This window comes from Oceanobacillus sp. CAU 1775 (assembly GCF_054482815.1).
On sequence record NZ_JBTLRO010000004.1, the window covers coordinates 164606 to 177997 of the forward strand.

General features: G+C 34.6%; 14 protein-coding genes, 1 pseudogene and 1 riboswitch. Of the genes and pseudogenes, 7 read left to right on the forward strand and 8 right to left on the reverse strand.

All coding sequences use genetic code 11. The features are described 5' to 3' along the window. The first annotated feature begins 171 nt into the window (after positions 1-171). Positions 172-1380 (forward strand): NAD(P)/FAD-dependent oxidoreductase, encoded by a 1209-nt coding sequence (locus ACXYMZ_RS08710; protein ID WP_458948004.1) that lies wholly within the window; start codon positions 172-174, stop codon positions 1378-1380. Positions 1381-1683: 303 nt separating this feature from the next. Continuing rightward, positions 1684-2544 (forward strand): VanW family protein, encoded by an 861-nt coding sequence (locus tag ACXYMZ_RS08715; protein ID WP_458948005.1) that lies wholly within the window; start codon positions 1684-1686, stop codon positions 2542-2544. Positions 2545-2590: 46 nt separating this feature from the next. Here ACXYMZ_RS08715 and ACXYMZ_RS08720 read toward each other — a convergent pair whose 3' ends face one another. Beyond that, positions 2591-3127 carry a YceI family protein gene (locus ACXYMZ_RS08720; RefSeq protein ID WP_458948006.1) on the reverse strand — a complete coding sequence of 179 codons (537 nt, stop codon included), beginning with the start codon at positions 3125-3127 and terminating at the stop codon, positions 2591-2593. A 305-nt stretch (positions 3128-3432) separates the two neighbouring features. On the opposite strand from ACXYMZ_RS08720, the gene ACXYMZ_RS08725 reads away from it, so the two are divergent. The 3 genes from ACXYMZ_RS08725 to ACXYMZ_RS08735 all read left to right on the forward strand — a co-directional run bounded on the left by ACXYMZ_RS08725 (position 3433) and on the right by ACXYMZ_RS08735 (position 7230). Next, positions 3433-5214: a M3 family oligoendopeptidase gene (locus ACXYMZ_RS08725; protein ID WP_458948007.1), complete on the forward strand. Its 1782-nt coding sequence runs from the start codon at positions 3433-3435 to the stop codon at positions 5212-5214. A 55-nt stretch (positions 5215-5269) separates the two neighbouring features. Further along, positions 5270-5375, forward strand: a riboswitch (TPP riboswitch). A gap of 94 nt (positions 5376-5469) precedes the next feature. Then, a complete protein-coding gene (thiT, locus tag ACXYMZ_RS08730; protein WP_458948008.1) occupies positions 5470-6045 on the forward strand; it encodes an energy-coupled thiamine transporter ThiT in 576 nt (191 codons plus the stop codon). 201 nt (positions 6046-6246) lie between these two features. Next, on the forward strand, positions 6247-7230 hold the full coding sequence (locus tag ACXYMZ_RS08735; protein WP_458948009.1) for a zinc-binding dehydrogenase: 984 nt from the start codon (positions 6247-6249) through the stop codon (positions 7228-7230). 38 nt (positions 7231-7268) lie between these two features. Here ACXYMZ_RS08735 and spoVAE read toward each other — a convergent pair whose 3' ends face one another. The 6 genes from spoVAE to ACXYMZ_RS08765 form a co-directional block, all read right to left on the reverse strand. Next, a complete protein-coding gene (gene spoVAE / locus ACXYMZ_RS08740) occupies positions 7269-7619 on the reverse strand; it encodes a stage V sporulation protein AE (RefSeq protein WP_458948010.1) in 351 nt (116 codons plus the stop codon). Then, positions 7616-8632: a stage V sporulation protein AD gene (spoVAD, locus tag ACXYMZ_RS08745; protein ID WP_458948011.1), complete on the reverse strand. Its 1017-nt coding sequence runs from the start codon at positions 8630-8632 to the stop codon at positions 7616-7618. Before spoVAD ends, spoVAE begins: the two co-directional genes overlap by 4 nt. Beyond that, the gene (gene spoVAC, locus ACXYMZ_RS08750; protein ID WP_458948012.1) at positions 8632-9105 is read right to left on the reverse strand and encodes a stage V sporulation protein AC; all 474 of its coding nucleotides are present in this window, start codon (positions 9103-9105) and stop codon (positions 8632-8634) included. The genes spoVAD and spoVAC overlap by 1 nt, the downstream gene beginning before the upstream one ends. A gap of 24 nt (positions 9106-9129) precedes the next feature. After that, positions 9130-9585: a hypothetical protein gene (locus ACXYMZ_RS08755; protein WP_458948013.1), complete on the reverse strand. Its 456-nt coding sequence runs from the start codon at positions 9583-9585 to the stop codon at positions 9130-9132. Between the two features lie 128 nt (positions 9586-9713). Then, positions 9714-10454, reverse strand: coding sequence for an oxygen-insensitive NADPH nitroreductase (gene nfsA, locus ACXYMZ_RS08760; protein WP_458948014.1), 741 nt, complete (start codon positions 10452-10454; stop codon positions 9714-9716). A gap of 22 nt (positions 10455-10476) precedes the next feature. After that, positions 10477-11211: a hypothetical protein gene (locus ACXYMZ_RS08765; RefSeq protein ID WP_458948015.1), complete on the reverse strand. Its 735-nt coding sequence runs from the start codon at positions 11209-11211 to the stop codon at positions 10477-10479. A gap of 187 nt (positions 11212-11398) precedes the next feature. Between ACXYMZ_RS08765 and ACXYMZ_RS08770 the strand changes: the two genes are divergently transcribed. Next, a complete protein-coding gene (locus ACXYMZ_RS08770; RefSeq protein ID WP_458948016.1) occupies positions 11399-11809 on the forward strand; it encodes a YwpF family protein in 411 nt (136 codons plus the stop codon). Between the two features lie 19 nt (positions 11810-11828). After that, positions 11829-13193 (forward strand): TrkH family potassium uptake protein, encoded by a 1365-nt coding sequence (locus ACXYMZ_RS08775; protein ID WP_458948017.1) that lies wholly within the window; start codon positions 11829-11831, stop codon positions 13191-13193. A gap of 67 nt (positions 13194-13260) precedes the next feature. Here ACXYMZ_RS08775 and ACXYMZ_RS08780 read toward each other — a convergent pair. Further along, positions 13261-13341: pseudogene (locus ACXYMZ_RS08780) on the reverse strand (YjcZ family sporulation protein); the annotation flags it as partial. Positions 13342-13392 lie beyond the last annotated feature (51 nt).

A 13392-nucleotide genomic window follows, 5' to 3' on the forward strand; every position in this document is an offset into this window, starting at 1 on the left:
TTTCTAAAGTACGTTACATAATTAGCATATTTAAATGAAATTTGATATTATTGTGAAGGGAAGTATAATCATTAGTAGTAGGGGCATTTTATTGATCTACATATTGCTACTGCATAATAATTTTAAACTCCTATTACATATAGAAAAATTAATGAGGGATGGTGTTTTATTATGAATAAACCCAAAATAGTTGTATTGGGTGCAGGGTATGCTGGTCTTACAGCTACTCGTCAATTAGCTCAAAAGTTATCACCAGAAGAAGCTGAGATTGTACTGATAAATAAACATAATTATCACTATGAAACAACTTGGCTACATGAGGTTGCAGCAGGAACGATTAATCATAACCAAGCGCGTTATATGATTTCTGATGTTGTGAATCCTAAGCGTGTTCGTTTAATCTATGATTCTGTTGTAGAGGTTAAGAAAGATGAACAGCGTGTTGTATTAGAAAACAGCGAAGTTGCATATGACTATTTAGTAGTGGCACTAGGTTTCGTTACTAACACATTTGGTATTAAAGGAATGGATGAGAACGCATTCTTCATTCAAGATATTGATAGCTCACGTGTTATTAGAGAACATATTGAATATAAGTTTGCACAGTATAGCAGTGGTGAATCTACAGATGAAAGCGACCTAACTGTATTAGTTGGTGGTGGTGGATTCACAGGAATTGAGTTTGTTGGTGAATTAGCAGATAAAATTCCTGAACTATGTAAGAAATATGATATCCCACGTAATAAAGCAAAAATTATTAACGTAGAAGCAGCACCTTCAATTTTACCAGTATTTGATGATGAATTAGTTGCTTATGCTAAAAAATCATTAGAAGATCGCGGTGTAGAATTTAGAATTGGTGCAGCTATTTCAGAATGTACTCCAGAAGGATTTATTGTTGGAGAAGATAAAGAGTTAATTAAAGCTGGTACAAGCGTATGGACTGGTGGAGTAACAGGAAGTCCAGTACTTGCAAAATCAGGATTCGAATTATTCAGAGGTAAAGTAACAGTTGAAGCTGATCTTAAATTACCTGGATCAGATAACGTGTTTATTATTGGAGATTGTTCTTGGACAATGAACAAAGAAGATGGCAAACCATTCCCTCCAACTGGACAACTAGCAATGCAAGAAGGTGTTGCTGTAGCTAAAAATATTAAGAATTCATTATATGGTTTACCAATTGAAGATTTTGTTTTCGAAAACAAAGGTACAGTAGCATCACTAGGATTCTCTGATGGAATTGGTAACATCTTTGATGGAGTAAAATTACAAGGTAAACGAGCAGCTGCAATGAAGAAGGTTGTTGATAACCGTGCATTACTTGCTGTTGGTGGAACAAAAGCAATGCTTAAAAAAGGTAAATTTATCCCATTTTAAGTTAATCTTCTACTAAAATCCAACAAATTCGGGAAAGAGGAGTAGATAAATAATGAAAAGAGTATTATGTGCCACATTATTTGTTATTGCTGCATTAGTCGGATACCGTGCAGTAAGTAATTCGATGGAAGACTCAAGAGACTTTCGCTAAATTTTAATAAGATAAATCGTCTAGCTGAATATAGTTAGGCGATTTTTTTATTCTAAAGTTTTTACCTAGATTATCGAATGCGCTTCAAAATCAACATCTCATTTTTAGTATGCTCTATGTATTTTAAGACATAATAGTTTTGAGGTGGTTTCATGAAGTTCTTATCTAATATACTAATCATACTAATAACAAGTTCGGTTTTTCCAATAGTATCTTCCGTAGATGCGAAGCAAATAACATTACAAAAAGATGAGGTATTGCATTATAATATAGAGCCAATCGATACAGCCTTTATTGATCAAACGAGGTTACATACATTAATTGAATCTTTAAGAGAACAAGTACAAATTCCTCCAGTCAATGCTACGTTCGATGACTTATTTAATATTGTCGATGGTAAGGACGGGAAAAGTTTAGATCATTATCAATTTAAAAAAGACTTTTTTAACATTTATTATGATTCATCAAAAGAATACATGCACATACCAATAAAAAATGTCAGCCCTAGAGTAGATAGGATGTTGCTTGAAGAATTAAGTAGTAAATCATTGGGTTCCTATGCAACAAGATATAACTCATCCAATGAAGATAGAAGTATTAATATAAAACTTGCAACCCAAGCAATTAATGGAACGGTCATCTTCCCTGGAGAATCGTTTTCATTTAACGAAGTTGTTGGTGAGAGAACGAAAGATAGAGGCTACAAAAAGGCACAGGTGATTGTTCGAGGTGAATTTGCAGAAGACATTGGTGGAGGTATTTGTCAGGTTTCCTCAACATTATATAATGCAGTAGAGCAAGATGGAATTCAGATTTTAGAAAGGTATACACATAGTAGAGATGTACCTTATGTTCCTCCCGGCCGCGACGCAACAGTAAGTTGGTGGGGACCAGATTTTTCTTTTAAAAATCTTTATAACGAACCGATTGTAATTAAAGCAAGAGCATCTAAAGGAAATCTTTATATTGAAATGCTGTCCAGTGATACTGTCGGTTATTTTAAAAGTAATTAAAAAAGCAGCATCCTCCGAAGAGAATACTGCTTTTTGGCATTATAAATTATTCAGCTTTTTGAAGCTCTAATTCAAAGTGGATTTTAACATCATCAGATACTAGTACGCCACCAGTTTCTAAAGCAGCGTTCCAAGTTAAACCAAATTCTTCACGGCTAATTGAAGTTTTACCGCTGAAACCAGCTACAGTTGCGCCAGCCATTGGATCTTTACTTTGTCCTTCAAATGTCACATCAAGAGTAACTTGCTTAGTAGTACCACGCATTGTTAAATCTCCAGTTACATCATAGTTATTTCCGCCAGTACTTTTAATGTCAGTAGCAACGAAAGTTAAGTTAGGATGATTTTCTACATCAAAGAAATCGCCTGAACGAAGGTGGTTATCACGGTCTTCGTTACGAGTGTTAACACTTGCAGCATCAATTGTAATATTGATTGTTGCATCTGTTAAATCTTCTGGATTAAGAACAAAAGTACCATCAAATTTATCAAAAGTACCTTTCGCTTTTGAAATCATCATATGTTTTACTGAAAATCCTACTTCACTGTGTGCTGTGTCTACGTTCCAATTTGTTTTTGTCATGTTAAATGACCTCCATGTAAATTATTTTTTAAAAGTAGATTACGTTACTTACTTTATGATACTTAGTATAGATTAATAAATAACTAATGTCAAGTATCTTTAATTAAAAATTGTTTATTTAAATATAAAATTAGTTTCTAAAAAAACCTTAGTATACTAAGATGTTTAGGCTAACTATTATCTATTCCTTCTTTTATCCACTGTTAAACTTTCTATTCCTAATTATTTCCTTTAAAATAGAGAATATCTGATATTTCGTTATAATTAAAAGATAACGAAAATCATATTATAAGAGGAGAGATAGTATGCAGAAGGCGTTTAATCCAAAATGGGACTTAGATTCAATTTTTGAAGGAGGGAGCACATCTTTAGAGTTTAAGAGATATATAGAAGATATTAAAAAAGAAATGAAAAGTTTATCTGTTCAACTCGAAGAATTCCAACCGAATGAAAAAAACGTAGATGAAAAATTAGTAAAAATTATCGATGCGTTAGAAAATATAATGACGAAGGTAAGACAAGCAGGAGCATTTGTAAGTTGTCTTAGTGCACAAGATGTAAATGATGCAGAAGCTGAAATCCTTGTTGGTGACCGAAGTGCCCTCGGTGCAGAATTTAGTGGAATTATGACTACTTTTAGAGATAAAATTGTATCAATTCCTGAAGAAGAATGGAATCAGTTACTCCAAAATGAGAATTTAAAAGAACTTACTTATATTTTAAATGAATATCGAACAAACGCTCAAGATTTATTACCTAAAGAACAAGAGGTATTAATTAGTGATTTAGCAGTGAATGGTTACCATGCATGGAATCAAATGTACAGCACACTAGTAGGTACAATGAAGGTTGAACTTGAAGAAGATGGCGAGGTAAATACATACTCTATTGGTCAGGCTTCAAATAAACTAAGTTCACCTAATCGAGAGTTCAGAAAATATGTTTATGAAAAATTAGATGCAGCATGGAGTGAGCAAGCACCATTATTTGCTCAAACCCTTAATAATTTAGCCGGGTTCCGCATCCAAACGTACAAACACCGTAAATGGGATAATATTTTACAAGAGCCGCTAACAATTAACCGTATGCAACAAGGGACATTAGATGCGATGTGGCGAGCAATTACGAATAACAAACATCATTTTGTTAAGTATTTAAATAAAAAAGCTGAACTATTAGGACTTGAAAAATTAAGTGTTTATGATGTGAATGCACCAGTATCAAAAACGGAACAAAAGTCTAGCTATACAGATGGAGCAAACTTTATCATTGAACACTTCCGTGCATTCAGTCCGAAAATGGCAGATTTTTCACAGCAAGCATTTGAAAATCGTTGGATTGAAGCAGAAGACCGTCCAGGTAAAAGACCAGGTGGCTTCTGTACAAGTTTCCCCGATAGCAAAGAGACGAGAATCTTTATGACATACTCAGGAACTGCTTCCAACATATCAACCTTAGCTCACGAACTAGGTCATGCATATCATCAACATGTGATGAATGATCTACATGGTTTAAATCAAAGATATGCGATGAATGTGGCTGAAACAGCTTCAACCTTTGCAGAAATGATTGTAGCTGATGCTGCAGTTAATAATGCTTCCTCTAAAGAAGAAAAATTAGCAATGCTAGAAGATAAGGTAAGCAGAAGTGTAGCATTCTTCATGAATATTCATGCACGCTTTATTTTTGAATTAAACTTCTATAAAGAAAGAGAAAATGGATTCGTTTCTGTAAATCGATTAAATGAATTAATGATTGATGCACAGAAAGAAGCCTATCAAGATGCTTTGGCTGACTATGATGAAAACTTCTGGTCATCAAAATTACATTTCCATATTACTGGAGTTCCGTTTTATAATTTCCCTTATACATTTGGTTATCTTTTCAGTCTTGGAATTTATGCTTACGCTAAAAAACAAGGTGGTAGCTTTGAAGATGATTACATTGCACTATTACAAGATACAGGTCGTATGACTGTAGAAGACTTAGCAATGAAACACCTTAATGCTGATTTAACGAAACCTGATTTTTGGGAAGATGCGATCGCTCTTTGTGTAGAGGATGTAGAAGAGTTCCTATCGCTGTAAATTTGTAATTATTGATTTAATTCTGTATACTAAAGATAACAAAAAAAGTAAATGAAAAGCCTACAGGGGGAGCTATTGAAGCTGAGAGTGAACATGTAAATGTTCAGACCCTTAGAACCTGTTAGTTAATACTAGCGTAGGGATTGTGGTTTTTTGATGGATAAAAAAGCAATGTGAGCGGATTCCCCATCAGGACCTTCCCTTGGCATTGCTTTTTTTGTTGGAAAAAATGCTTTCAAAAGGGGAGTTAATTCATTGAATCGAAAGAAAATCTTATTTTTAGTAGAAGTGTCTATATTTACAGCGCTTGCATTATTACTTGATATATTACCACTATCCTTTAAGCTATGGGCACAAGGCGGATCTGTATCATTTGCAATGATTCCTGTATTTATTGTTGCGTTCCGTTGGGGAATAAAAGGTGGCTTATTATCTGGTTTCCTTTGGGGGATGTTACAGATTGCTGTAGGAAATGCGTATATTCTAACACCGTTACAAGGGTTCATTGATTATGCAATTGCCTTTACAGTAATAGGTTTTGCTGGTATCTTTGCTAAGCAAATTCAAGAAGCGGTTAAAGATGGAAAGGTGAAAACTTATTTAACTTATATTACTGCTGGTGTCTTAGTAGGTTCTGTATTAAGATTTTTAGCACACTATGTTGCAGGAGCGGTATTTTTCGGATCTGCAGTTGAAGGGCAATCACCATGGATTTATTCACTAATCTATAATGCGTCTTATATGTTCCCGTCATTTGTATTATCAGCAGTACTTGTCTTTTTCTTGTTCCACAAACAACCTAGAACGTTGTTGAATCTAGCTACTAATTAATTGTTTTAAGGAATCTGCTCACATAAAAAATCCCCTATTAGTCATCTGCATAAAGCAGCTGTACTAATAGGGGTTTTTAATTACACGCGGTTAAAGCTTAGTGTTATGAGGAGTACCTAGAATGAATCAAAGTAATAGCATGATGTATGAATTATTAGTATACTTCTAAGTATAAAATATATTTGGAAGTGGGGGAAGGTCATGCAAGCATTTGTATTAGAATATGGAGAATTAAAAGTAAAGGATATGCCCGAGCCAGTAGCAGGAAAAAAAGAAGTTGTTGTTAAATTAAAAACTGCAGGATTAAATCGCAGAGACCTTTATATTCCTAGACGTCATGGGAGTGACAAAAAAGCACTTATCCTTGGATCAGATGGAGCAGGAATTGTTGAATCGATTGGAGAAGCCGTATCATCTGTTCAGGTAGGTGACGAAGTAATTATAAATCCATCGCTTCGTTGGAAGAACAACTCGGATGCACCACCTCCTAGTTTTGATATCTTAGGGATGCCTGATAATGGAACTTTTGCAGAAAAAATTGTTTTATCTGAAGATCAGGTTGAACAAAAACCTAACTACCTTTCATGGGAAGAAGCTGGCACGGTTGCTTTATCAGGATTGACAGGTTACCGTGCATTAGTAACAAAGGGTCAAATCAAGGCAGGAGACACATTATTTATACCTGGAGCAGGTAGTGGGGTCAGTACTTTCATTATTCAATTGGCTAAAAGTATTGGAGCAAAGGTAGTAGTTACTTCCCGAAGTGAAGCCAAATTGAAGCAAGCTAAAAAGATCGGTGCGGATATTGCAATATCTACACATAGTGATTGGAAAAAAGAATTAGAAGATGTTGTAATCGACCTTGCTATAGATAGTATTGGTGCTGCGACATTTAATCGTACATTAGAAGTATTAAAAAAAGGTGGAAAAATTGTCACGTTTGGAGCTACAACAGAAGATGTAGTTGATCTGAATTTGAGAGAGTTTTTCTATGGACAATATCAATTAATCGGATCGACAATGGGCAGTCGAGAAGAATTAAAAGAACTTCTTCATATGATGGAGGAATACAACATCCATCCAGTTGTTGATTCTGTCATAGACTTAAAAGATGCAAACAAAGCTTTCGATATCTTAGAAGAAAACTCACAGTTTGGAAAAATTGTCTTTAACATTTCTAATTAATAAACAAGAGCATATTCTTTTTGAATATGCTCTTACTTTTAAGCTTTTGCTTTAAATAGAATTGCTCCAATAACACCAAAGATAATTGCTGCAGAAATACCAGCACTAGTTACCTCGAACATTCCAGTAACTACACCAATGAGCCCATGTTTTTCGGCTTCAGCCATAGCACCATGGACAAGTGAATTACCAAAACTTGTAATTGGTACAGTCGCACCAGCACCAGCAAAATCAATAAGTGGTTCATACAATCCAAGACCATCAAGTACAGCCCCAGCAACTACTAATATACTCAACGTATGAGCAGGACTCAGTTTAAAAACATCGAACATAATTTGACCAATTACACAGATTATACCTCCGACAACAAATGCCCAGAAAAATATCATATGTTTCCACTCTCCATTTCAATAGAAACTGCATGAGCGATACAGGGTATTGAATCACCTTGTTGAATACTTACGGCTGAATGAAGAGCTCCAGTAGCTACAAATAACATCCGTGATATTTCCCCTTTTTTCATTCGATTTAATAGATGTCCATAAGTTACAACAGCCGAACATGCAGAACCACTTGCGCCAGCTAAAACATGCTTTTTATCCCCATAAATAGTGAGCCCACAATCTAAATATTGTTTCTCAGAAAGGTTAATTTGTTGTTTCCTTAGTAAGTCTAAAGATGTCTGTCTACCGATTTCACCAAGGTCACCGGTTACGATAAGATCGTAATAACTGGGCTCTAGATTTCTTTCTTTTAAATGAGTAGCAATCGTTTCTGCTGCTGCAGGCGCCATCGCTCCACCCATATTAAAAGGATCAGTAATCCCCAGATCAACTACTTTACCAATTGTTGCAGATGTAACTCTAGGGCCTGTGCCTGTTTTTCCTAATAATGCACATCCAGCACCAGTCACCGTCCACTGGGCAGTTGGAGGCTTCTGTCCTCCATAGTCATTGGGGTAGCGGTATTGTCGCTCAGCTGCAGCATGATGACTAGCACTACCAGTTACAATATAGTCGGCACCATTTGCATCCATTATTATAGAAGCTAATGCTAATCCTTCAGCGGTTGTCGCACAAGCACTAAATAATCCGAGATATGGAATCCCAACCGTTTGCGCAGTAAAATTTGTTGGAGTCATTTGATTAATTAAGTCTCCACTAATAAAAAAATTTACATCTTCATTTGTGATATTTCCTTTTTGAACGGCAAATTCTATAGCTTCTTCCATAAGTTTTTGATGTGCTTTTTCAAAAGATGCTTCTTGTACTCGATTATCATCAACTATTTTATCGAAATCATTTTTAATTGGGCCTTCACCTTCAAAAGGCCCCCCAACGGTTCCAGTTGCAAGGATTACTGGCGGGTTTGAGAAAGTCCAGGTCTGCTTTCCAAGTAACATTAGATGACCCCCAATTGAATGAGGATCGTTTTTATAAGGGCAACGACAAATGCAGAAAAGACACCATAAACAATTACTGGCCCAGCTAGTTTTAACATATTGCTACCTACGCCTAGGATAAACCCTTCTGTACGGTATTCAATTGCTGAAGATATTACCGCATTGCCAAATCCTGTTACGGGAACAGCAGAACCAGCACCACTAAATTGTCCAATTCTATCGTAAAGACCGAATCCAGTTAGGAGCATGGTTATGAAAATAAGTGTTGCTACTGTCGGATTTCCAGCAGTCTGTTCTGTAAAATTGAAATTATATATATAAAAGGTAGAAATTAATTGTCCAATAAAGCAGATAAATCCTCCGACAAGAAAAGCTTTTATGCAATTTTTTAGTAGAGGACGTTTGATTTCTTTTTTTTCTAGGAAATCTTTATATTCTTCGACATCCTGAGGTGACTTTTTTTGTTTCGACATAGTGTTTGCTTCTCTCCTTGTAAGTTAGGTTTCTTCTTTGGAAAGTTTAATAATCCTTTCCATTTCCCTTTCAAGATCATGTTTGGAAATTTTCTTGTTTCTAATTTTCTCCTCAAGTGCTTCTATCTCAAGTGCAATTTTTCTATCTGTTGTAACTTCTAAGTCCATTTGTCTTAGCTCATATCCTAATTCTTTTTCGATTTCTTTACGGAAATCTTTTAATTGAAAGCGATCGTGCTGTTTTGGAATGACAGCTAAGATTAATTTATCAGTTGTATTAACTGCGTATACTTCTTCATGATCTTTGTTTGCTTTGATAAACTTCTTAACAAATGCAGCCGTATTCTGATTAATATTTGTTGAAGTCTGACTGAACGAAATGTTATTTTTTTGACGTTGTTCATCTGGATTTGTCGTATTTGTACAAGCACTAAGGATGAGTAATAGGATTACTGGTAGAATCCATAATCTAAAAGGCATGTTCTTCCTCCTGCGAATAATTATGGTTATATTTTTTGGTAATCCGCTTGAAATATACTTGGTATTTCCTTCCTACAACAAAAAAAGCAAGTACAGAGAGTGAGTTCTCTGTACTTGCTCGTATCGCACTATTTTTGATTTAACTTTTTTGATTGCACATATGGACCGACATCTGTTCTCGTCGATTGGCTAAATTTATCAACCATTTGATTTGACCAATTATCAGCACGATTATTGGATGAACGAGATTTGTAGTATTTATAAAGTGTTTCATCGTAATCTTCAATATAACGTTGCTTGTCCTTCTCATATCCATTCTCATGAAATACTGCTTCAAAAGGTAATCGCGGTTTTACCTCTGGTTTATGTTCTGGATAACCTACAGCAAGCCCATATAAAGGAATAACGTAATCTGGCAAATTTAATAAGCTATCAACTCGTTTGATGTCATTCCTTAAACTTCCAAGGAAACAAATACCCAAGCCAAGTGATTCTGCTGCGATCACCATGTTCTGGGTTACTAAAGCTGCATCTGTAACAGTTACAATAAATTGCTCGGTTGTTTCAATTGAATTTATGATAGCATCTTTATTTTCATCTGAGGCAAGCTCAACATGTCGTTTTAAATCAGCACAAATAACAAATAAGTAGCCATTGTCTTCTACATAGGGTTGTCCAGATACTTTTTGTAATTCCTTTTTAAGCGTATCATCTGTAACCCCAATAATAGAATATGCCATTACGTTACTTGAAGTAGAAGCTCGTTGTCCTGCTTCGACAATTATTCTTACTTGTTCGTTAGAAAGTTTTTCACTGGTAAATTTACGAATAGAGCGGTGATTATGTAATAATTGAATCGTTTCATTCATTGCTTTCTTCCTTTCTTAGGTGTTAATCTTCATACAATTGATAAATTACTGTCTGAACAGAATTTGTGGTAGAACTACTCCATTCATTATAGGATTCTTTATTTAATTCAACAATTTCCGGAATAGAAACTGATAGATGATCCTCATCTATCCACTCAACAGATACAAATGGCCAGTTAAAATTTAAGATATTTGAAGTCAGTTCTTCATTGTAAAGAGGCAGGGATTGCCAGTTTAAAATATCAAAAATAACAATATTATTTAATGGAACCTTGTCCTCTATGGAGCGACTAAATTGAATAGCAACTTTCGTTTCATCTGGTGATAAAATAATATGTGAAAACTCGGCCAAATCAGCAAGAAGAAAAGGTTGCTTCTCTTGATTTTCGTGGAAGATTAGATAAGAACAACGATCATTCGAACAAGAAAAGCTCAATAAATAAATTGGTTCATTCGTAATATCTAGTCTTTCAATAGACATATTTTCTATGGCATTCTGTGGGTTTTCGAGAGGATTTAAGTACTCAGCAAGAATAGGTACTTTATTAATATCAATTAAGATATTCTCTTCCTCGAGGTTAAATTCAATAAATTGAACTTTTCCTTCACGAGCCTCTTCCATTTCTTCATCAGCAACTTCCAAATCAGCAGGAGCATTCTCAAAAACTTCTTCTACTTTAGAAATTGCATCTTTGTTTTCAGTAGTACATGCAGTTAGTATAGTAGCCATCAATAGTAAAGTTGCAAATTTAATCATAGCGTACTCCTTAAGCTAATGTTTATTGGCAAATCTGTTTTTACAGATCGACTTAATTATACAATAATTCTATTTTACATGCATTTTCTTTGTTTTTTGCAGGTGAGGTGGTTATTTTTATTATATCTTCCATTTTCAATAGCAGATAAATTTGATACACTTCAACTATCAAGAGAGGGGATGTATGATGAAAACATTTAAATTAAAAAAGATAGAGATTGTAGATTATGATGCAGCACCATATAAAGCAAATGATGTCCCACTAATTGATGGACTTATCATCAATAGAGAAGATAACGACCATAATTGGTTAATCGAAGCTTTTGTTGAAAAAGAGTATATGGAGTATTTTAAGCAGATTCAAGCAACTCATGATGAACTAATTGTACATGTAAAAATTACAACAGAATTAAATGAGAAAGCGACATGTCTCTCAAAAATCATTGGAATCAAAGAAATTGGAGATCGGATGAATGTCTTATTTTTAGGAAAAATGATTGATCAAAGAACAACCAAATTAGAAGCATATTTACAAGAGCTTGTTGAAGAAGGGCATAAAGGAGACGTTCTTCTTGAAAAATTCAAAGAAAAAATTTAACGGATAAAGGAAGTTTGTGATGACCTCAACGCGGCTAAAATACAAATGGATTACCAAACTAACTCCAGTACAGGTTTTAATTATTCTCTATCTGTTAACTGTTGCTATCTCTACAATCCTACTGTCCATTCCGTATGCCTACCAGGATGAAGTATCTATACTTTTTATTGATAAATTATTCGTGGCTGTAAGTGCGATAAGCGTTACGGGCTTAACAACAGTCCAACTAGGTGAAACTTTTAGTACATTTGGGATAATCCTGATTACTATATTATTACACCTTGGCGCAGTTGGTGTTATGGCTACAAGCACATTAATTTGGCTTTTTCTTGGAAAGAAAATTGGACTTGCAGAACGCCGTTTAATTATGACCGATCAAAATCAAACGAGCTTTACTGGAATGGTTCGTCTTATTAAAGAGATTTCTATCCTGGTTTTAGTTGTGGAGGGAATATCCATCCTCATCTTAGGTTTATATTATCAAAAGTATTATGCGACATTGTCTGAAGCATTTTTTAATGGTTATTTTACTACGATAACAGCTATATCAAATGGTGGATTTGATCTTTCGGGCGAATCCATGCAACCTTTCTCAAACGATTACTTTATACAAAGCATTGTGATGTTTCTAATCATATTCGGTGCAATTGGTTATCCTGTGTTGATAGAAATTAGGGAATTTCTTTTTAAAAAAAGAAATGCTCACAACCTATTTAGATTTAGTCTATTTTTTAAAATCACCACAATAACTTTCTTTGGTTTAATTGTGATTGGTACAATAGGAATATATTTACTTGATTATAATCGTTTTTTTATGACTGGTGCTTGGCATGAAAAGTTATTTTATGCTTTATTCCAATCGGTAACAACGAGAAGTGGTGGTTTATCAACTTTAGATATTGATTTACTTACTGACGCCAATCAGTTGTTTATTTCTTTATTAATGTTTATAGGCGCTTCTCCAAGCAGTGCAGGTGGTGGGATTAGAACAACTACTTTTGCGTTAGTTCTTTTATTTATCATAGCGTATGCTCGTGGGAAAAAGCATGTTCGAGTATTTAATCGTGAAATTAATGAAGATGACCTTGTTAAAGCAATCTCAGTATTTATCGTTGCAATTTTCATCATGTTTATTTCTGTATTATTTATTTCAATGAATGAGGAATTTACTTTGCAACAAATTTTATTTGAAGTTACCTCTGCTTTTGGAACTGTTGGCTTATCGCTTGGGATAACTGGAGAGTTGAGCAGCTTGAGTAAGATTGCTCTAATGATTTTAATGTTTGTTGGAAGGGTAGGTATCCTTACCATCTTATTCTCCTTCAAACCCAAAAAAGCAAAGGATAAAGTTCAATATCCAAAAGAAAAAATTCTGATTGGATAAAAAAATGAGGCAGAGACAAAAGGGTTTTATCAAACAAACCACTTTTGTCATTGCCTCTATTTAAATCCTAAAAGTAAAATGCTGCTCCTACGATGATGAGTAGGATAAACAATACTACGATTAACGCAAAATTATTTCCATAGCCACCACCAGTTGGATATCCACAACCTTGACCGAAACCATATCCATAGCCCATAGA

What these genes read in the sequence shown, in the direction of transcription:
- ACXYMZ_RS08710 (WP_458948004.1), top strand. Translation starts at nt 172, where the DNA reads ATGAATAAACCCAAAATAGTTGTATTGGGTGCAGGGTATGCTGGTCTT.
- ACXYMZ_RS08715 (WP_458948005.1), top strand. Translation starts at nt 1,684, where the DNA reads ATGAAGTTCTTATCTAATATACTAATCATACTAATAACAAGTTCGGTT.
- ACXYMZ_RS08720 (WP_458948006.1), bottom strand. Translation starts at nt 3,127, where the DNA reads ATGACAAAAACAAATTGGAACGTAGACACAGCACACAGTGAAGTAGGA.
- ACXYMZ_RS08725 (WP_458948007.1), top strand. Translation starts at nt 3,433, where the DNA reads ATGCAGAAGGCGTTTAATCCAAAATGGGACTTAGATTCAATTTTTGAA.
- ACXYMZ_RS08735 (WP_458948009.1), top strand. Translation starts at nt 6,247, where the DNA reads ATGCAAGCATTTGTATTAGAATATGGAGAATTAAAAGTAAAGGATATG.
- spoVAE (WP_458948010.1), bottom strand. Translation starts at nt 7,619, where the DNA reads ATGATATTTTTCTGGGCATTTGTTGTCGGAGGTATAATCTGTGTAATT.
- spoVAD (WP_458948011.1), bottom strand. Translation starts at nt 8,632, where the DNA reads ATGTTACTTGGAAAGCAGACCTGGACTTTCTCAAACCCGCCAGTAATC.
- spoVAC (WP_458948012.1), bottom strand. Translation starts at nt 9,105, where the DNA reads ATGTCGAAACAAAAAAAGTCACCTCAGGATGTCGAAGAATATAAAGAT.
- ACXYMZ_RS08755 (WP_458948013.1), bottom strand. Translation starts at nt 9,585, where the DNA reads ATGCCTTTTAGATTATGGATTCTACCAGTAATCCTATTACTCATCCTT.
- nfsA (WP_458948014.1), bottom strand. Translation starts at nt 10,454, where the DNA reads ATGAATGAAACGATTCAATTATTACATAATCACCGCTCTATTCGTAAA.
- ACXYMZ_RS08765 (WP_458948015.1), bottom strand. Translation starts at nt 11,211, where the DNA reads ATGATTAAATTTGCAACTTTACTATTGATGGCTACTATACTAACTGCA.
- ACXYMZ_RS08770 (WP_458948016.1), top strand. Translation starts at nt 11,399, where the DNA reads ATGAAAACATTTAAATTAAAAAAGATAGAGATTGTAGATTATGATGCA.
- ACXYMZ_RS08775 (WP_458948017.1), top strand. Translation starts at nt 11,829, where the DNA reads ATGACCTCAACGCGGCTAAAATACAAATGGATTACCAAACTAACTCCA.